General features: G+C 33.8%; 18 protein-coding genes and 1 riboswitch. Of the genes, 1 reads left to right on the forward strand and 17 read right to left on the reverse strand.

Annotation, left to right across the window (positions count from 1 at the left end; genetic code table 11):
* Positions 1–237: 237 nt before the first annotated feature.
* The 8 genes from ACHRV0_RS00710 to ACHRV0_RS00745 all read right to left on the reverse strand — a co-directional run bounded on the left by ACHRV0_RS00710 (position 238) and on the right by ACHRV0_RS00745 (position 9,100).
* Complete coding sequence (locus tag ACHRV0_RS00710) at positions 238–1,290, reverse strand: NAD(P)/FAD-dependent oxidoreductase (RefSeq protein WP_395439605.1); 1,053 nt, start codon at positions 1,288–1,290, stop codon at positions 238–240.
* 98 nt (positions 1,291–1,388) lie between these two features.
* The gene (locus ACHRV0_RS00715) at positions 1,389–1,970 is read right to left on the reverse strand and encodes a bifunctional precorrin-2 dehydrogenase/sirohydrochlorin ferrochelatase (RefSeq protein ID WP_379827891.1); all 582 of its coding nucleotides are present in this window, start codon (positions 1,968–1,970) and stop codon (positions 1,389–1,391) included.
* A 129-nt stretch (positions 1,971–2,099) separates the two neighbouring features.
* Positions 2,100–2,873 (reverse strand): uroporphyrinogen-III C-methyltransferase, encoded by a 774-nt coding sequence (gene cobA / locus ACHRV0_RS00720; RefSeq protein WP_395439606.1) that lies wholly within the window; start codon positions 2,871–2,873, stop codon positions 2,100–2,102.
* Positions 2,866–4,956 carry a HEPN domain-containing protein gene (locus ACHRV0_RS00725; protein ID WP_395439607.1) on the reverse strand — a complete coding sequence of 697 codons (2,091 nt, stop codon included), beginning with the start codon at positions 4,954–4,956 and terminating at the stop codon, positions 2,866–2,868. Before ACHRV0_RS00725 ends, cobA begins: the two co-directional genes overlap by 8 nt.
* Before the next feature lie 84 nt (positions 4,957–5,040).
* Positions 5,041–6,285 carry a GTP-binding protein gene (locus ACHRV0_RS00730; protein ID WP_121362448.1) on the reverse strand — a complete coding sequence of 415 codons (1,245 nt, stop codon included), beginning with the start codon at positions 6,283–6,285 and terminating at the stop codon, positions 5,041–5,043.
* Between the two features lie 144 nt (positions 6,286–6,429).
* Positions 6,430–7,347: a sulfate adenylyltransferase subunit CysD gene (gene cysD / locus ACHRV0_RS00735; protein ID WP_395440129.1), complete on the reverse strand. Its 918-nt coding sequence runs from the start codon at positions 7,345–7,347 to the stop codon at positions 6,430–6,432.
* A 114-nt stretch (positions 7,348–7,461) separates the two neighbouring features.
* Positions 7,462–8,172, reverse strand: a complete 711-nt coding sequence (locus ACHRV0_RS00740) for a phosphoadenylyl-sulfate reductase (RefSeq protein ID WP_395439608.1) — start codon at positions 8,170–8,172, stop codon at positions 7,462–7,464.
* Positions 8,173–8,197: 25 nt separating this feature from the next.
* Positions 8,198–9,100 carry a sulfite exporter TauE/SafE family protein gene (locus ACHRV0_RS00745; RefSeq protein WP_395439609.1) on the reverse strand — a complete coding sequence of 301 codons (903 nt, stop codon included), beginning with the start codon at positions 9,098–9,100 and terminating at the stop codon, positions 8,198–8,200.
* A 304-nt stretch (positions 9,101–9,404) separates the two neighbouring features.
* Here ACHRV0_RS00745 and ACHRV0_RS00750 point away from each other — a divergent pair, with 304 nt between their 5' ends.
* Positions 9,405–10,187, forward strand: a complete 783-nt coding sequence (locus tag ACHRV0_RS00750; protein ID WP_129023100.1) for a sulfite exporter TauE/SafE family protein — start codon at positions 9,405–9,407, stop codon at positions 10,185–10,187.
* 74 nt (positions 10,188–10,261) lie between these two features.
* On the opposite strand, the gene ACHRV0_RS00755 is transcribed toward ACHRV0_RS00750, so the two are convergent.
* The 9 genes from ACHRV0_RS00755 to ACHRV0_RS00795 form a co-directional block, all read right to left on the reverse strand.
* Complete coding sequence (locus tag ACHRV0_RS00755) at positions 10,262–10,672, reverse strand: Rrf2 family transcriptional regulator (RefSeq protein WP_089052586.1); 411 nt, start codon at positions 10,670–10,672, stop codon at positions 10,262–10,264.
* Between the two features lie 144 nt (positions 10,673–10,816).
* Positions 10,817–11,323, reverse strand: a complete 507-nt coding sequence (locus ACHRV0_RS00760) for an RDD family protein (protein ID WP_129023099.1) — start codon at positions 11,321–11,323, stop codon at positions 10,817–10,819.
* A gap of 159 nt (positions 11,324–11,482) precedes the next feature.
* Complete coding sequence (locus ACHRV0_RS00765; RefSeq protein WP_129023098.1) at positions 11,483–12,655, reverse strand: PLP-dependent aspartate aminotransferase family protein; 1,173 nt, start codon at positions 12,653–12,655, stop codon at positions 11,483–11,485.
* A gap of 113 nt (positions 12,656–12,768) precedes the next feature.
* Complete coding sequence (locus ACHRV0_RS00770) at positions 12,769–13,194, reverse strand: OsmC family protein (RefSeq protein ID WP_395439610.1); 426 nt, start codon at positions 13,192–13,194, stop codon at positions 12,769–12,771.
* A 16-nt stretch (positions 13,195–13,210) separates the two neighbouring features.
* The gene (locus ACHRV0_RS00775) at positions 13,211–13,870 is read right to left on the reverse strand and encodes a DUF3592 domain-containing protein (protein ID WP_395440130.1); all 660 of its coding nucleotides are present in this window, start codon (positions 13,868–13,870) and stop codon (positions 13,211–13,213) included.
* Positions 13,871–13,900: 30 nt separating this feature from the next.
* Positions 13,901–14,458 (reverse strand): hypothetical protein, encoded by a 558-nt coding sequence (locus ACHRV0_RS00780; protein WP_395439611.1) that lies wholly within the window; start codon positions 14,456–14,458, stop codon positions 13,901–13,903.
* Between the two features lie 58 nt (positions 14,459–14,516).
* Positions 14,517–16,931 (reverse strand): bifunctional aspartate kinase/homoserine dehydrogenase I, encoded by a 2,415-nt coding sequence (gene thrA / locus ACHRV0_RS00785; protein WP_129023094.1) that lies wholly within the window; start codon positions 16,929–16,931, stop codon positions 14,517–14,519.
* A gap of 1 nt (position 16,932) precedes the next feature.
* Positions 16,933–17,916 (reverse strand): alpha/beta fold hydrolase, encoded by a 984-nt coding sequence (locus ACHRV0_RS00790; RefSeq protein ID WP_395439612.1) that lies wholly within the window; start codon positions 17,914–17,916, stop codon positions 16,933–16,935.
* Between the two features lie 77 nt (positions 17,917–17,993).
* Positions 17,994–18,102, reverse strand: a riboswitch (SAM riboswitch).
* A 187-nt stretch (positions 18,103–18,289) separates the two neighbouring features.
* A complete protein-coding gene (locus ACHRV0_RS00795) occupies positions 18,290–18,484 on the reverse strand; it encodes a hypothetical protein (protein ID WP_129023092.1) in 195 nt (64 codons plus the stop codon).
* Positions 18,485–18,635 lie beyond the last annotated feature (151 nt).

The raw sequence follows: 18,635 nt of genomic DNA on the forward strand, positions 1-18,635 counted from the left end.
TTTGCGTGATTTAGCTCCAGAGGAGCATAATATTTATAGAAAAACAATCAGCACAATACAAAAGCTCCATCGGAGCGAGATATATGTCGCTCCGATGGAGCTTTTGCAAACGAATAATTTCTTTTCTATAAATATGTCATCCCACTGGGATTCTTTATGATAAAAAAAGCTCAAACTTTTAGTTTGAGCTTTATATATGAAAAACTTAGAATCTTAGTATCTCAGAGTCTTAGCAACTTAGACTATCGCTTTAACAACCGCTTTTGGCGCTTCTTTTCGAGTTCCGTCGAAACCGTCTACACCAGAAACTGTTGTATATTTCAATACGTATTTTTTACCTGGATTGATGATTTGATATGCGGCCTGGCACATTAAAGTTGCTTCGTGGAAACCACAAAGGATTAACTTTAATTTTCCTGGATATGTGTTTACGTCTCCAATGGCAAAGATTCCCGGAATATTCGTTTGGTAATCTAATGCATTGTTTACTTTGATCGCATTTTTCTCGATTTCTAATCCCCAGTCTCCAATTGGACCTAATTTTGGTGTTAATCCAAAAAGTGGAATGAAATAGTCACATTCGATTTTACGGTGTGCTCCGTTTTCTTCGATATCTAATGATTCAACGTGCTCTGCTCCATTGATTCCGATAACTTCTGCTGGTGTAATTAATTTAATTTTTCCTGCAGTTTTTAATTCTTGCACTTTTTCTACTGAGTCTAAAGCACCTCTAAATTCGTTTCTTCTATGAATCAAAGTTACTTCTGAAGCTACATTGGCCAAGAAGATACTCCAGTCTAAAGCTGAATCTCCTCCTCCTGCAATAACAACTCTTTTGTCTCTGAATTTCTCTGGATTTTTGATGAAGTATTTTACTCCTTTATTTTCATAAAACTCAATATCTTCAATAAGTGGTTTACGTGGCTCAAAACTTCCTAAACCTCCAGCAATTGCAATAACTGGTGCGTGAAATTTAGTTCCTTTATTTGAAGTTACGATGAAAGAACCGTCTTCTTGTTTTTCGATTGTTTCTGCACGTTCTCCTAAAGTAAAGCCTGGCTCAAATTGTTTGATTTGCTCTTGCAAACCATCAATTAAATCTCCTGCTAATACTTCTGGGAATCCCGGAATATCGTAAATTGGTTTCTTTGGATATAACTCTGACAGCTGTCCTCCTGCTTGTGGAAGTGCATCTAAAATGTGGCATTTTAATTTTAATAATCCTGCCTCGAAAACGGCAAATAAACCTGTTGGGCCTGCTCCAATTATAAGTATATCTGTTTTAATCATTATGGTTGTTGTTTATAATCATTCTTAATAACGCAAAGAAACGAATAAATCCTTGTACTTTCAATGATTTTTATCATTAATTTCTTTCCGAAACTTTTTTACTCTTTATTTTTTAATGAAGAGGTAATCTCGTTCATTCTTTTAACCTTTTCTTCGAAATTACCTTTTAAGGTTTTTCTGTATTCATTCAGATTTTCAACCATTTGATTGATATCTTCCGGAATTACTTCTTCGAAAAACTCTCGCAATCTCTTTGCTGTTGTTGGCGATTTTCCGTTTGTCGAAATGGCGATTTTTACATTTCCTTTTGTTACGATTCCGCCTAAATAATAATCACACAAATCGGGTGTATCGGCGATATTGCAAATTAAATAACGCTTTCTGGCTAAATCATACACCTTTTTATTGACTTCCAACTTGTCTGTACAAGCGATTACCATGTGGCGCTTTTTGAGCATTTTCTTTTTAAACTTTTTTTCCGTCAATTTAACTGAAGGATGTTTTTCGGCTAAAACTTTAATTTCCAAATGAAAATCAGGTGCTACAACCTCAACATTTGCATTTGGACTTGATTTTAGCAAAAAAGAAAGCTTTTCCAGACCTACATTTCCTCCGCCTACAATTAGTACATTTAAATTGTGAAGCTTTAGAAATATTGGATATAATTCGTTTTGTTCCATTTTAATTTAATTTCATCTAAACAAAATTAGATGATTTTATTGAACATTAGGAAAATCTAATATTGCAATATTTATCGTTTTCCCCTGATTAAAATCCGGCGCTACAATATGAATCGTTCCTTCGGAACTTTATCTTGTAATTTCTTTTGACAGAAATTCTTCGTAAAAGCCTTTTAATTTATTGCTTTCGCGGACAACTTCTCCAAGAACAATAATGGCTGGTGAACCTAATTCTTTTTGTTTTACAACTTCTAAAATTGAATCAACTGTTCCAACTCCCACTTTTTCTTCTGCTGTTGTTCCGTTTTGGATAATTGCAACGGGCAAATTTCCTTTATCTTCTTTTTGAAACAAATCGATGATTTGAGGCAATTTGTGCATTCCCATCAAGATTACAACTGTTGCAGAAGATTTGGCTGATAATGCAATATCTGAAGATAATTTTCTATCCGATGTTGTTCCTGTAATTGCCCAAAAGCTTTCTGAAACTCCTCTTTTTGTAATTGAAATTCCTTGGCTTGCAGGAACCGCAACTACTGATGAAATTCCTGGAACTACGATTGTTTCTATTCCGAAACTTTCTGCAAATTCCACTTCTTCACTTCCTCTTCCAAAAATAAATGGATCTCCGCCTTTTAATCGAACTACGTTTCCGTAAGTCAAAGCATTATCCACAATCAATTGATTGATTTGATCCTGCGTGTAAGCATGATTTCCAATTCTTTTTCCAACAAAAATTCTAATGGCATTTTTTGGTGCGTAATCCAGAATTTCTTCGTTGGCCAAAGCGTCGTATAAAACCACATTTGCTTCAGCCAATGCTTTTACAGCTTTTAACGTAAGTAAATCGGGATCGCCCGGACCTGCACCGACTAAAGTTATTTTGGGTTTTATATTAAGCATTTTCTAATTCCTGAGCTCTGAAAGTTTCGATTTTATCAAAGAAAACAGTTGCTTGTGCAATGTAACCTTTAGCGAAAGCTTCAGATGGTTCATTTTTATTGATTTGGTAAACCAAGTCTTTAAAAGTTGAGTTTAATTCGATTTTATTTGTGTCAATGAAAACAGTATCAAACAAGTCTACAATTCCTGCGTGATGGTTTGTTTTTTGGTTTTCTGACAATAACAATGCTTTTGCTCCATTTACAAATCCAGCGTAAGCATGGTAAATTGCATCTGACCATTTTTTCTCGTCGAATGATTCCTGAGCCAAAATCAATTTCTCTTTAGCTTCAAACAATAATGTCGCTACTAAATCGATCACAACTCCGGCACATTCCCCAACTCCAACTGCTTTTACGTAATTGTCTGCGTTGCCCCAATCCACAAAATCTGCTTCTGTTAAATTGGTAACATCTGCATAAGGTTTTAAGATTTCGTAGAAATATTTTTCTCCTTTTGTATCATAATAATCAAGGAATTTTTGTCCGCTTCCGTTAGCATCAAAATCATTTAAAATGGTACGCAATGCATCTGGGCCTCTACGGCTAGGTACTTTAATTACTTTATCAGCAAAACGTCCTGCTCCATTTCCTAATCTTCCTCCGCCAAGTAAAACCTGCAAAGCCGGAGCAACCAATTTTCCTGAGTTGATAGACATTCCCTGAAAACCAATTGCAGACATATTGTGCTGCCCGCAGGCATTCATACAACCTGAAATCTTAATTTCAATTTCGCGGTTGTTTAAATACTGAGGATATTCTGCCGTTAAAACTCTTTCTAATTCTTCTGCAATACCGGTACTACTTGCAATCCCCAAATTACAAGTATCAGTACCCGGACATGCCGTAATATCTCCAACTGAATTATATCCTAGCTGAACAAAATCCAACTTCGCTAATTCTTGATAAAAGAATGGTAAATTCTCTTCTTTTATGTGACGTATTACAATATTTTGACGCAATGAAAAACGTAATTCATTTGCTCCGTAATTCTTAATTAAATCGGCTAATAATCTCGCTTTATCAGTATAAAAATCTCCTAATAAAACTTTGATTCCAATAGCGTAATAACCGTCTTGTTTCTGCTTGATTACATTCGAATTTTTCCACGCTTCATACGCTTTTATATCTTCGATTGTAACTTGCGGAACTTCTAATAATGGTTCTGGAATTGGACCATCAAAAGCGGTTGTATCAATTTCGTAGGTTTCAAAAGCGATGGCTTTTTTCTCTTGTTCAACCAAATCAAGGAAAACATCTCTTCCCATTTCTTTGATTAAGAATTTCATACGCGCTTTCATTCTTTTGGCACGTTCTCCGTATCTGTCGAAAATACGAATGATTCCTTCTGCCGTTGGAATGATTTCGTTTACCGGAACAAATTCTGAAAGTAATTCGGCATGTGCTGGCTGAGATCCTAAACCTCCTCCAAACATGATTTTAAATCCGCGTTGTCCGTCTTTAATTTTCGGAATAAATCCTAAATCGTGTAAATAACTCAAAGCCGTATCTTCGTCTGAAGATGAGAACGAAATTTTGAATTTACGTCCCATTTCCTGACAAATTGGGTTTCTTAAAAGGTATTGAAAAAGTCCGTGCGCATAAGGCGAAACATCAAATGGTTCGTTTACGTCAACTCCAGCTAATTCGCTTCCTGTAATATTTCTAACTGTGTTTCCACAAGCTTCACGAAGTGTGATATCATCTTTAGCCAAATCTGCCCAAAGTTCTGGTGTTCTGTCTAAACTCACATAGTGAATCTGAATATCCTGACGTGTTGTAATGTGCAAACGTCCTGTAGAATATTCATCAGAAACCTGAGTAATACGCACCAATTGCTCGCTGGTCACTTTACCATAAGGCAATTTGATACGAATCATCTGAACGCCTTCCTGACGTTGCCCGTAGATTCCACGTGCTAAACGAAGACTACGAAAACGCTCATCATCAATTTTTCCTCCACGGAATAAGTGAATCTTTTTTTCTAATTCGATAATCTCCTTCTGAACTACCGGATTTTCTATTTCTGTTCTAAAACTTTCCATTTCTCTTTTGAGTTTTTGGTTGTCGGTTGCTGGTTGTTGGTTGTTGGCTCTAAAAACCATCAACTATCAACTAAAAACCATCAACTATCTAATGAATCCTACTCCTGCTGTTGTGTTTGTTGCTGTATCAATTAAGATGAAAGCTCCGTTTGATTTGTTTTCGTTGTAGGAATCAAAATATAACGGTTTGCTTAGTTTGATCGTTACTTCTCCAATTTCGTTGATGGCTAATTGAGAAGCTTCTGTCGTTCCTGAGTAATCTGTAGCAATAGTATTTTTGATGCTTTCTACTTTTGCTAAAACTCTGTTTGTATTATGTTGTACCAAATATTTAGTTCCCGGAACCAGTTTTTTACTGTCCATCCAGCAAACTGTTGTGGTAATATCTTTTTCAATTTTTGGAAGCTCGTCTGATTTTACAATCATATCGCCTCTCGTTACATTGATATCATTTTCTAATTCGATTGTGATTGAAGAACCTGCAACGGCTTCATCAAATGTTTTATCGAAAAAGTGAATTTTAGACACTTTAGATTCTGTTAAAGAAGGAAGAACCGTTACAGCATCTCCAACTTTAATTGAGTTTCCGTATAATTTTCCTGCGTAACCTCTAAAATCGTGGTATTCTTCTGTTTTTGGACGAATAACTGTCTGAACAGGAAAACGTGCTTTTCCAGCTTCAAAAACATCAGAAGCATGTAATCCTTCTAAATGTTCTAAAACTGTTTGCCCATCATACCAAGGCATATTTTCAGATTTATCAACTACGTTTCCACCGTTGATTGCACTTAACGGAATATAACTTACATTCTGTTCTTTGAAAGTACTTTTTGCATTTAAAGCTTGGAAATCAGCTTTGATTTTATTGAAAACTTCTTCTGAGTAATCTACTAAGTCCATTTTGTTAATCGCAACAATTACTTCTTTTACTCTCAATAAATTATTGATGAAAAAGTGACGGTAAGTCTGCTCAATTACACCTTTTCTCGCATCAATTAAAATAATAGAAACCTGAGAAGTCGAAGCTCCTGTAACCATGTTTCTGGTATATTCTACGTGCCCCGGAGTATCGGCGATAATGTAACTTTTCTTTGCAGTCGAAAAATAAATATGCGCAACATCAATCGTGATTCCCTGCTCTCTTTCTGCCACTAAACCATCTGTAGCCAAAGAAAAATCAAGATAATCGTAACCTTTTTGTTTACTGCTTTTTTCGATTGCTTCTATTTTATCAGTTGTCAACGATTTTGTATCGTACAATAATCTCCCGATCAAAGTACTTTTTCCGTCATCTACACTTCCTGCTGTTGCTATTTTTAAAACGTCCATTCTGTAATATTTTGTTTCAGGTTTAAAGTTTCAGGTTTCATGTTCTCTCGAAACTTATAAATCTGTATGTTTTTGTTTTTTTGATTCTAACTTTTAATAGGTTCCGAATTGCATTTACAATTAACAATTCATAATTAACAATTATTAAAAGTATCCTTGTTGTTTTCTTTTCTCCATCGCCGCTTCAGAACGTTTGTCATCAATTCTGGCTCCTCTTTCAGAAATAGTTGATTCTCTAATTTCGCCAACAACTTCTTCGATTGTTGCTGCGTAAGATTCAACTGCTGCGGTACAACTCATATCTCCAACGGTTCTGAAGCGAACAATTCTTTCTTCGATTTGTTCGTCTTCTTCTTGGTACACAAAAGGAGAATGCGACCAGATTAAACCGTCTCTCAAAAAAACTTTTCTTTTATGTGAAAAATAGATTGATGGAATTTCGATGTGTTCCTTTTCGATATAACTCCAAACATCTAATTCTGTCCAGTTTGAAATTGGGAAAACACGAACGTTTTGTCCATTTTCAATTTTTCCATTTAATATATCAAACAACTCAGGTCTCTGATTTTTTTCGTCCCATTGTCCGAAATCATCGCGAACAGAGAAAATACGTTCTTTCGCTCTTGCTTTTTCCTCATCACGACGCGCACCACCAATACAAGCATCAAACTTAAATTCTTCAATTGCATCCAAAAGTGTTGTTGTCTGTAAGCTGTTTCTACTAGAATATTTTCCAGTTTCTTCAACTACTTTTCCTTCATCAATAGCATCCTGAACATTACGAACGATCAATTCTAAACCTAATTCTTCTACTAATTTATCTCTGAAAGCGATTGTCTCAGGGAAATTGTGTCCCGTATCAACATGCAATAGAGGAAACGGAATCTTAGCAGGGAAAAATGCTTTTTGCGCTAAACGCACTAACGTAATAGAATCTTTTCCTCCTGAGAAAAGTAAAACCGGTTTGTCAAACTGTGAAATTACTTCTCTGAAAATGTATATCGCTTCACTCTCTAAAGCGTTTGTTTTTAATACTGAACTCATTGTTTTTTTGTTTGATATTTTTGTTGTTTCAAGTTTTAGGTTTCAGGTTTCAAGTTGCCTGATCTAAAAATATCCACTCTTTATTCTATAATCTATATTCTATTCTCTAAAAAAGTCTTGCCTCTTGCTTCTTTATTCTTTTTTGGCACTGTGAAGCCCGCACTCTTTATGGCTTGATTCCCACCACCATCTTCCGGCTCTGATATCTTCTCCAGGAAAGATTGCTCTGGTACAAGGCGCGCATCCAATGCTTACGAAACCTTGCTTGTGCAATGCATTTTGAGGAACATTGTTTTCAGACAAATACGCTTCAACTTCTTCTAAAGTCCATTTTAGCAACGGATTGAATTTTATGATTTCGAAGTTTCCATCGTATTCAAACAGATTTAAATCGTGTCTGTTTTCTGATTGTTCGGCTCTAAGTCCCGTAATCCAAACTGAGTTTCCTGCCAAAGCCTTTCTTAACGGAACAACTTTTCGAATAAAACAACATTCTTTTCTATTCTCAACCGAATCGTAAAAGCTGTTCGGACCTTTTGTTTTTAGAAGATTCTCCACTGCAGTTGCTTCTGGAAAAAAGACTTCGATTGGTCTTTTATACTTTTTTAATGTTTTATGAAAAACATCGTATGTTTCCTGAAACAATCTTCCAGTGTCTAAAGTGAAAACGGTAATATCCGTATTGCTTTTTGCAATGAAATCTGTAATTACCTGATCTTCCTGTCCAAAAGAAGTCGAGAAAATTACTTTTCCCGGAAATTTTTCTGCTAAAAAAACTAAGGTTTCGTCAAGCGAAAAAGCTGCAGTTTTCTCTAATAATTCTTGTACAATAATCGCACTCATAATCTCTTTCTCCTAATCTAAAGAATTATAATAATTTAGATAATGTTTTTAAACTCAATAATATAATTAGCACTCCAACCGCAACCATCATTGGTTTCCTTTTGATTTTGTTTACCAAAAAAGCAGCTAAAGGTGCTGAAATAACTCCTCCTAAAATCAATCCGATAATTACCTGCCAGCCATGAATTCCTCCAAAAAGCATGAACGTAATACCACTTGCAAATGAAATCGCAAACTCAGCTGCATTTACTGAACCAATTGTATATCTTGGATTTCTTCCTCTTCCTAATAAGGTAGAAGTCACGATTGGCCCCCAGCCTCCGCCGCCAACTGAATCCATAAAACCTCCAAAAACAGCTAAATAACCAAGTTTTTTAGTTTTCTTTTTTACAATACTTTTCTTCAGGGCTTTTTTAATAATAATGACTGCCAAAACAATCATGTAAACTGCAATAAATGGCTTAATAATATCCCCATTGATAACATCTGACAATAAATAAGCTCCTGTTATTGAGCCTAAAACCCCTGGAATCAATAAATGTTTAACTAACTTTTTATTGATATTTCCAAATCTGTGATGTGAAAGGGCAGAAGCTCCCGTTGTAAACATTTCAGATACGTGAACTGCAGTACTGCTCACAACTGGCGGCACTCCATAGGCCAATAAAAATGACGTTGAAGTTGCTCCGTATCCCATTCCTAAAGTACCATCAACCAATTGAGCGAAAACTCCAATAGCAAAAAACACTAAAAATTCTTGATTGAATCCTGCTATAAAAGCATCTACAGAAAAATCAGCATAATGATTATAAATCAATGTTGATAATAGACCTACTAATAAAACTACTGGTATTACAATCCAAAGCTTTTCTTTTAATGAAGCTTCAGACTTCACATCAATACTATTTATTTTCAGTTCTTTCTCCATATTAATACTATTTGATTTGTTTTCAAAACCTATTACCCTATCGGGTTAATAGATTACTTTGCAAAAGTACTACTTATTTCTAAAAATCAAAACAATATTTTATTTTTTTTAAAGCTCTAATTACCTATGAATTACTGCTGTACCCTTTCAATAAATTAATTTAACAAATGAGATCAAAACGCATCGTATTTAAACAACATCTCTCTTAAAATCATTTGTTTTTTAAATACATTTTTTAATCTCTACAATATCTATAGGATAATTATAAAATTGTTGTTACTTTAGCGCCAAATTTTTTTTAGTTATGGATTTTCAAATAGGCCTTGTAATTGCAGGTTTAGTCGTTGGCTTTATTGTAGGACTAACTGGCGTTGGAGGCGGCTCTTTAATGACTCCAATTTTATTATACTTTGGCATTCCGCCAACTAAGGCTGTTGGAACCGATTTACTCTACGCTGCTTTTACTAAAGCCGGTGGTATATTTGTTCACAACAAAAAAGGCAATATCAACTGGAAAATTACTGGCTGGCTTACTTTAGGAAGTGTTCCCGCTGCTTTAGTGACTTTATGGATATTAAACAGCATTAAAACAGATATTGAAACTATCAATCGCGTTATTAAGTATAGTTTAGGCTGGGCATTATTGTTTACCTCGATAGCTATTATATTCAAAAAGAAACTTTTAAATTTCTCTCAAAAACATGCGGGAGATAAGTTTCACAGCGAAAGCACCACTCAAAACATGCTTACAATCGGCATCGGAATATTATTAGGAGCTACTGTAACTTTAACTTCTATTGGAGCTGGTGCATTAGGAACTGTAACTTTGTTTTTTCTTTATCCGCTCTTGCCTACACCTCGTTTAGTAGGAACCGAAATTGCGCATGCTGTACCTTTAACACTTGTTGCAGGTCTTGGTCATGCCTCGATGGGAAATTTAGATTTAGCTTTATTAGGTCAGTTATTATTGGGATCACTTCCTGGAATATATATAGGAAGCAGTCTAAGTGGAAAAGTTCCTGATGCATTTCTTAGAAATTCGATCGCAGTAATGCTTTTCCTTGCAGGATATAAACTTATTTTTTAGAGATCAAAGTGTTACAATAAAAAATGACCATTTCATATTTCTGAAATGGTCATTTTTATTTTTATAATAAATCATTAAAATGCAATATCGGCTAATGAATTACTTTCTAATATTTTAAGTGTATTATCTCTCACTTCTGTCATTAAACGACGTGCAGCACAGGAATCTTCATCGTCACAATCGTCGCATTTTTCATAAAAATTATGACTCGCACATGGCAGCAATGCAATTGGACCTTCAAGAATTCGGTACACTTTTGCCATACTAATATCTTTTGGATCTTTGATTAAATAATAACCTCCGCCTTTTCCTTTTTTAGCCCCCAAGAAACCTGAATTTCTAAGAAGCAATAAAATACTTTCTAGAAATTTAATCGAAATATGTTCGCTTTTTGCAATTTCAGCGATTTGTACAGGTTCGTTGTTCTCGCGTCTGGCCAAATAAGTTAAAGCTTTAATTCCGTATTTTGTTTTCTTTGAAAGCATTTTTATATTTTAGATTATAGACTGCTCCTTTTTAGATTCTCACTAAAACAAACAATCTTCATAGTTTTTCTGCAACAAAAATAGACTTTTTGAACGAGAATACTAACAGAATAGAAAACTATATTCTACCAAAATAGTATAGTTTTATTGATTTACTTCTTGAACTCCTATTAAATTGAATTCATGAAATGATTTCACCTCTTCATCTAGTGCTTTTTTACTTACTACATAGGTTCCTGAAATTGAATCATGCCATCCTCTAGAGCCTCCTAAAAAAGTAAGTGCATCAAAAGGAATTAAACGGCAAAAACTTCTTTTTACAATAGTTCCAAAATCAGGTTTCTGACCATTTTCATCTACGACAATACTTCCTGTAATGTATTTTCCTATTGTTCTGCCTAATAATCCTTCCATAGCGATATAATAAATTAAAGAGACAATAATAGCAATAAGATTCCATCCTAAATCACCTAAACCGTTCATCCAGTCTGACAATGCAGTAACATCAAGTAAGGCCGAAAGAACACCAATTACTGCTCCAATAAGGATTAAAATGACAAAAAAAGCTAAAAGATCAATAACATAATGTAAAAAACGTGCTCCAGCTGACACTAATAATTTATCATCTAAAACGTAAGTAGAATTGCTCATGTGTAATGTGGTTTAGTAGTTGATTATTAATAACTTTTGATTTTGTAATTAACAAAAGTATACTTTTTACTGACATCACAAAAAAAAGAAAGACGATTTTTAACAGTAATTATTTTACAGTTAAAAATCATCTTTCTTTTGTATTCTAAAATCTAGATTTTAGTCAAGCGCTTGCTTTAAATCAGCAATTACATCTTCTACCGTTTCTAAACCAACTGAAACACGCACTAAACCCTGCGTAATTCCAACTGCTAATTGATCTGCTTCAGATAATTTGCTGTGTGTTGTTGATGCTGGATGAGTTACAATTGATCTAGTATCTCCAATATTAGCTGATAATGAACAAAGTTTTATTGAATTCAGGAATTTTCTTCCCGCTTCAATTCCGCCTTTAATTTCAAAGGCAATAATATTCCCACCCGCTTTCATTTGCTTTTTGGCAATTTCGTATTGTGGATGCGATTTCAAGAACGGATATTTTACGCTATTCACATTTGGATGACTTTCTAAAAACTCAGCTACTTTTAAGGCATTTTCACAGTGTCTGTCTACACGAACTGCCAATGTTTCTAAACTTTTTGAAAGAACCCACGCATTAAACGGTGATAAGGCCGGTCCTGTATTTCTTGAAAACAAATAAATCTGCCTGATTAAATCTTCATTTCCAACCGTAATTCCACCTAAAACACGTCCTTGTCCGTCAATTAATTTTGTAGCAGAATGTATTACCAAATGTGCTCCAAATTTAATTGGCTGCTGTAAATATGGTGTTGCAAAACAGTTGTCGATAATTAAAATCAGATTGTGTTTTTTGGCAATATCACCCAACAATTGCAAATCGATTACATCAACTCCAGGATTTGTTGGTGACTCAGCATATAATATTTTTGTATTTGGTTTAATGAAACTTTCAATTGTTTCCGGCTTATTGATTTCGAAATAAGAAGTTTCGATATTCCATTTTGGAAAATAAGTCATAAACAAAGCGTGAGTAGATCCAAAAACACTGCTTGCAGAAACGATATGATCGCCTGAATTTAATAATGCAGCAAATGTAGAATATACCGCTGCCATTCCGGTTGCGAATGCATAACCAGATTCAGCACCTTCCATTTTACAAACTTTCTCTACAAATTCTGTAGTATTCGGATTGCTGAAACGGCTGTAAATATTTCTTTCTTTTTCTTCTGTAAAAGAAGCTCTCATATCTTCGGCATCTTCAAATACAAAGCTTGACGATAAGTATAATGGCACCGAATGCTCTAGATACTGAGATCTTTCTAATTGTGTTCTTATGGCTTGTGTTTCAAAACCAAATTCTTCTGTATTCATTGTGTTGTTTTGTTGTTTTGTTGTTTTGTTTAAAGTTTCAGGTTATTACTGAACTCAAAATTCAAACTGTTTAGAGAAATTATCTAATTCTCCAATTGACTAATTATCTAATTCTATAAAGCTTCGTTGTTCAAGACAACTTTATACTTAATTGTTGCTGTTGGTTCTACCGTTTTGGCTACAGAACAGTATTTATCAAAAGAAAGCTGTGCTGCTTTTTTAGCTTTTTCGGGATTGATATCGCCTTCTAAATAAAAAACGACATCAATTTCTTTAAAAGGTTTTGCTTCGCCAATTTGCACACGCTCACCTTCAACCTCAGCATTAAAAGATGTAATTTCCTGACGTTGTTTCTTTAAAATCGAAATCATATCAATCGCACTGCATCCAGCGACGCCCATTAAAACTAATTCCATTGGACTAGCTCCTAAATCGCTTCCGCCAAATTCGGCCCTGCTGTCAACATCAACTATGTGACCTCTTTCATTTTTTAATTTAAAATGAAACGCGTCATTTACTCTGTTTAACGTTACTTTCATGGTATTTTTCTTTTTTTTATTCTATATCAAAATCAATATTTCTTGCTTCTAAAACATTGATTTTACTTTCTATATCTATATGAAAACAATTGCTAAATAAAATCGCAAAACCTACTATCCATATTATAAAAATAATCCAAGTAGCTTCTTTTGCTGTAAATCTAGGTTCATTATTTTCGTCAACCCCTTTTATCACAAAAGGAAGTATGCCAAAAACTACAATAAATGAATTCCATAATATTGTAAAAATTAATAAACCAGTAATTGAATCATTCATTCCTGGAACGATCACGCTTTCTTCGTTATTTGAAGGATTCACGTAAACCAAGACTTTTTTACTGTTTTCTAATTTAGAATACAATCCGTCATGATCGTCAATATTGTTCATACCATAACCAAATGCAATTCTTTTTCCTGAATACTTTTTCCCTTCAATAACATAAAGATACCTAACAATAACTTCATGCGATATTGTGCCTTTATTTGAATGGGAAGTAATATCTGTTTTTTCAATATTAGCAGAAACTGGAGTCCATCCTTTAGCTTGTACAGCTTTAAAAATATTATACGAACTAAACAATAAAGTTCCCAATCCTACCAATAAAAAGGGAATAATGAATACTAATCCACAACCCCAATTTTTTAAAAACTTTTTAATATTTATTAAATTTAATATTTACGTCTAAAAACAAATACGGATCTTAAATCACTTGTCTCTTTTATCTAATTTACTCCAATATTCTAATACCTGTTTTTTAGAATCTGCCTCTAATGATTTAAAATTATCCGAGAATTTATCCGTCTTAAAATCATCCGAAATATTTGACTCAATGGTATAGAACTGATCTTTCTGTGAAAAAATCAAATGAACTGACTGCTGTTTGAAAGCGGCATCATACAATCCATAAATAAAAAGAGCGTCAACACTTTTATCTTTATTATAATCACCAAAAGCTTTTCGGCTTCCCCAAGCTGAAATGATTCCACTGTGATTAACTTCAAGAACAGCTTTTACAATCCATTTATCATTGACTTTTGTAAATCTTTGAAAATACATTTTGTCAGGATTGGCATTTTTTTCAATTTTCGAAAAAATAAAGACATTGTCTTCCTTTCCTACAACACTAACTTCATCTATTTGAATTGCTCGAACTCCTTTGTAAGGAAAAATTTCTTGTGTATAACTGTCTTTATTTCTGATAACATTAGAAATCTGAGCGGTCAAAATATTTGAGAAAAGCAGTAAAATCAGTAATTTTTTCATTCAATAAATATACATTAATTGGCTTTTAATAAATCTAAATCTGCACTCTAAAATCAAATTATCCTTTATCAGACAATCTCAAAATATCTCCAAAAACTCCTCTTGCTGTTACAGCAGAACCTGCACCGGCTCCTTGAATAACGATTGGACGATCTCCGTATGATTCTGTATAAATTTCGAAGAAAGAATCTGAACCTTTCAATCCGCCCAAAGCTGTATCTGAAGGAACTGAAACTAATTTTACTTCTAGATTTCCTTTATCGTTTTGCAAATCTCCAGACAATTCACCAATGTATCTTAATACATGATTTGGTTTCTGATCGGCTTTTATTTTGTCGTAAATCGGATCGAATTCTTTTAGTTTCGTTAAGAAATCAGCAACATTTCCTTCGCGTAAATGTTCTGGAATTAAATTTTGAATTGCGATTTCTTCGAACTCATTTTGTAAATCTAATTCTCTTGCCAAGATCAATAATTTTCTTCCTACGTCATTTCCGCATAAATCTTCACGCGGATCTGGCTCTGTATATCCGTTATCAATTGCTTCTTTCAGGATTTCGCTGAACGGAACATCTTTTGCAGAGAAATTATTAAACAAATAACTCAATGTTCCTGAGAAAACTCCTTTTATTTTTGTGATGTTTTCTCCAGAAAGGTGCAATAATTTAATTGTGTCAATTAATGGTAATCCTGCACCAACATTGGTTTCATACAAATAATTCTTTTGATTTTCGGCTAGCGCTTTTCTTAGTTCTTTATAGAAACCATAACTCAATGTATTAGCTACTTTATTAGACGAAATCAAATCGAAACTGTTTTCGACAAGCGGAATATAGTTTTCGACAAAACTTGCACTTGCAGTATTATCAATTGCAATTAGATTCTCCAAATGATGCTCATTTGCATAAGTGATAATATCATTTATGGTGTAGTTTTCTCCTTTTGTCTGAATTTCATTTTTCCAGTCTGAATTTACGCCATTTTTATTTAAAAGTACTTTTTTAGAATTTGCAATTGCAAAAACATTCAACTTAACATCTTTACGTTTTTCGATTGCTGATGCTGATTCTAAAATCTGATTGATTAAAGTTCCGCCTACTAAACCATGACCGATAATAGCAATATTGATTTTTTTGGAAACTCCAAAAATCTCACCATGAATTACGTTCAACGCTTTATTAAGTTCTGATTTTTTGACAACCAAACTTACGTTTTTACCTGTAACGGTATTGTTGAATAATATTGGAACTATTTTGTTTTTTATTAAAGCAGTGTAAGGTTTGTGAAAAGTACTTAAGTCCTGCCCAATAATCGAAATTACCGAAACATTATCTGTTACTGTAATCTGATTTACATCTTTTGAATAAAAGTCGTTTTCGAATTCTTTTTCTAATTCAACTACAGCTGTTGTCGCTTTATCAGTAGCAACAACAAGTCCAATTCCTCTTTCTGAAGAACCTTGCGAAATAATGCTGACGCTTATATTATGGTCGCCCATTACTTTAAAAATTCTGGCATCAACTCCAGATTTTCCAAGCAATCCTCGTCCTTCAAGATTTACTAACGAAACGTTTTCTAAAACAGAAAGTGTTTTAATTCCTTCTTTGGCAGAATCCGAAGTAATTAATGTACCGCGATTTTCGTGGTTGAATGTATTTAAAATACGAAGCGGAATATTTTTTTCTAATAATGGAATAATCGTTTTGGCATGCAGAATAGTAGCTCCAAAATTTGCCAGCTCATTTGCTTCGTTAAACGATAAATATTCTATTTTCTTAGCATCAGCAACTAAATCTGGATTTGCTGTGTAAATACCGTCTACGTGTGTAAAATTTTGAAGTTCTTCGGCATTTAGATAGTTTGCAATTAACGAAGCTGTGTAATTACTTCCGTTTCTTCCTAGAGTTGTTGTGTCGTTATTGTTGTTTGAACCTATGAAACCTGTTACAATATTAACAGTTGAACCATTATGTTCTTTGAAATAATTAATCACATTTTTCTTTGAAAGCTGCTCTAAAGGCTGAGCATCTCCAAATTTCGAATCGGTTTTAAGCAAATCTCTTGTATCAACGAAGTTGGCAGGAATTCCTTTTTCAAGCAAAATAGCCGTCAATAATTTAGCCGAAAGCAATTCTCCTTTAGACAAAATTTGATCTTTAATTTTTTTGCTGTAATCTCCAATTAAGCTTACACCTTCAAAAAGCTTATCCAAAACATTAAATTCTTCAGATAAATCTACTTGCGGATAATCTGATATTTGATATTTTTTAAAATTCTCTAATAATTCTTTATAGCTTCCGTTTTTGGCAGCGATGCTTAAAATAAATTCTAACTCGTCTGTTGCGTTTCCACGAGCTGATACCACTACAGCAATATTTTCGCCTTGACTTACTTTATCAGAAATGATTGAAACAACTTTATTAAGTCCTTCTCCGTTTGATAATGATTTACCTCCAAATTTTAATACTTTCATTTTATTTTGCTATTGTTTCTGCCTTAAAAATATCGGCAAGTAAATGATCTAATTGTTTGTACTCTATTAAAAAAGCGTCATGTCCGTGAACAGAATCAATTTCGCTGTAGGTGACATTTTCTTTAAACTTTTTTAATTCATTATAAGTTTCCAGATTTTCTTTTGGTGTAAAAAACAAATCTGAATTGATGGCCACGATATGAATCGCTGCTTTTGTTTTAGACATTAAAGTTTCGAAATCTTCGCTGTTTCTTGTAATATCGATGGTTTTAAGCAGCTGATTCATCAATTTATAAGATGACAATTGGTATCTCTGCTGCAGTTTTTTACCATGATGCGCCAGCCAGCTTTCTATATTAAAAATCAAGAGATCTTGATTGATGGTGCGTTGAAATTTTTCTTTGAATGATTCTGGAGAGCGATAACACAACATTGCATGAATTCTGGCATCTTCTATAGGTTTTGAAGAATTGTTCAGGATTTGCTCTTGCAGATAGCAATTTGCGATCATCCAGTCTGTCGACTTCCAGTCAGTTGCTATCGGAATTAAATGTTCTGTGATATTTGGTTCTAAAGCCAAGATTTCCCAAGCAATTCCTCCTCCAACAGAACCGCCTATTATTGTAAATACCTGTTCAATATTTAAAGCTTCAAGTCCTTTTATAAAAATTCGGGCAATATCTCTAGTGGTAAAGTCTTGATAGTTTTCGATTATAAACGAATCGTTTCCGTTTCCCGGAACATTAAATGCCAAAACGGTGTACTTGTTGGTGTCGATTGTTTTTTCTTCACCCACTAAATCATTCCACCATCCATTTTTTCCTGTAACCTGCGCATTTCCGGTTAAGGCATGATTTACCAAAACTATAGGCGCGGTATGCAAAGGTCTGCCAGAAAGCGTAAAGCTTAATGGTAAGGATGAATAAAGTGCACCACTTTCTGTGATGAAATCTTGAATTATAATGGGATTGGGTCTATTTTCCAATTTCAAATCTTTTTATTTTTGATTTGTATGTGGAAATATTAGAAAGAAAGTCTAGAGTGAAACTAGAAAAATTCTTGTTGTTATCTTTCCACGTTTGGGCGTGGTAGAATGCAGCACCTTCTTCGATTTAACGAAGGGTTGCTAAGGATTCATCGGGTCTAATCCCTCGTCCTTTCTTTATAACATTTTCAATACGTTTTTGAACTTAAAGGTGCAAATTAACTACTAATTTCTTAAACAAGCAAATTTTATCGAAATTGATTCTGCAATTTCTTAAACATAATTCAACAAAACTATTGTACGCAAAAAATTACCGAACAAACTGCCCAGTAAGTTTATGCAGGTTTTACCCTATTTTATTACACTTTTTGATTTAGATAAAAAGCGTTTCATTTTCTTTTGAATACATCAAAAACAATAATGAGTTCGGATCTTTTTTCTCCGTTTTTTTATCTGCCTCGTTTATACCGAATCTTGGGTGTACCAATTCATTTGTCGGCGGCGGCAAATTGTTTCTTTTTGTTCTTATGCTTTTCAATGTTCTTGTTAAGTAGTTTAATGTGCTCATGATATTTAAGTTTAAGTTAGTTTGCGTTTTATAATCTTTACTTTTTCTTTAATTCTTTGTTATGGTAACCAAATGGAATAAAAAAACCCTTTTGGGTTTTTAATACCAAAAGGGTTTAAGTTTTATTAGAACTTATATATACTTTTAGTAT

Source organism: Flavobacterium sp. FlaQc-30 (genome assembly GCF_044005885.1).
Taxonomy (GTDB): Bacteria; Bacteroidota; Bacteroidia; order Flavobacteriales; family Flavobacteriaceae; genus Flavobacterium.

Excerpts from the sequence above, each read along its gene's own strand:
- ACHRV0_RS00710 (WP_395439605.1), bottom strand. The coding sequence starts at position 1,290 with ATGATTAAAACAGATATACTTATAATTGGAGCAGGCCCAACAGGTTTA.
- ACHRV0_RS00715 (WP_379827891.1), bottom strand. The coding sequence starts at position 1,970 with ATGGAACAAAACGAATTATATCCAATATTTCTAAAGCTTCACAATTTA.
- cobA (WP_395439606.1), bottom strand. The coding sequence starts at position 2,873 with ATGCTTAATATAAAACCCAAAATAACTTTAGTCGGTGCAGGTCCGGGC.
- ACHRV0_RS00725 (WP_395439607.1), bottom strand. The coding sequence starts at position 4,956 with ATGGAAAGTTTTAGAACAGAAATAGAAAATCCGGTAGTTCAGAAGGAG.
- ACHRV0_RS00730 (WP_121362448.1), bottom strand. The coding sequence starts at position 6,285 with ATGGACGTTTTAAAAATAGCAACAGCAGGAAGTGTAGATGACGGAAAA.
- ACHRV0_RS00740 (WP_395439608.1), bottom strand. The coding sequence starts at position 8,172 with ATGAGTGCGATTATTGTACAAGAATTATTAGAGAAAACTGCAGCTTTT.
- ACHRV0_RS00745 (WP_395439609.1), bottom strand. The coding sequence starts at position 9,100 with ATGGAGAAAGAACTGAAAATAAATAGTATTGATGTGAAGTCTGAAGCT.
- ACHRV0_RS00750 (WP_129023100.1), top strand. The coding sequence starts at position 9,405 with ATGGATTTTCAAATAGGCCTTGTAATTGCAGGTTTAGTCGTTGGCTTT.
- ACHRV0_RS00755 (WP_089052586.1), bottom strand. The coding sequence starts at position 10,672 with ATGCTTTCAAAGAAAACAAAATACGGAATTAAAGCTTTAACTTATTTG.
- ACHRV0_RS00760 (WP_129023099.1), bottom strand. The coding sequence starts at position 11,323 with ATGAGCAATTCTACTTACGTTTTAGATGATAAATTATTAGTGTCAGCT.
- ACHRV0_RS00765 (WP_129023098.1), bottom strand. The coding sequence starts at position 12,655 with ATGAATACAGAAGAATTTGGTTTTGAAACACAAGCCATAAGAACACAA.
- ACHRV0_RS00770 (WP_395439610.1), bottom strand. The coding sequence starts at position 13,194 with ATGAAAGTAACGTTAAACAGAGTAAATGACGCGTTTCATTTTAAATTA.
- ACHRV0_RS00780 (WP_395439611.1), bottom strand. The coding sequence starts at position 14,458 with ATGAAAAAATTACTGATTTTACTGCTTTTCTCAAATATTTTGACCGCT.
- thrA (WP_129023094.1), bottom strand. The coding sequence starts at position 16,931 with ATGAAAGTATTAAAATTTGGAGGTAAATCATTATCAAACGGAGAAGGA.
- ACHRV0_RS00795 (WP_129023092.1), bottom strand. The coding sequence starts at position 18,484 with ATGAGCACATTAAACTACTTAACAAGAACATTGAAAAGCATAAGAACA.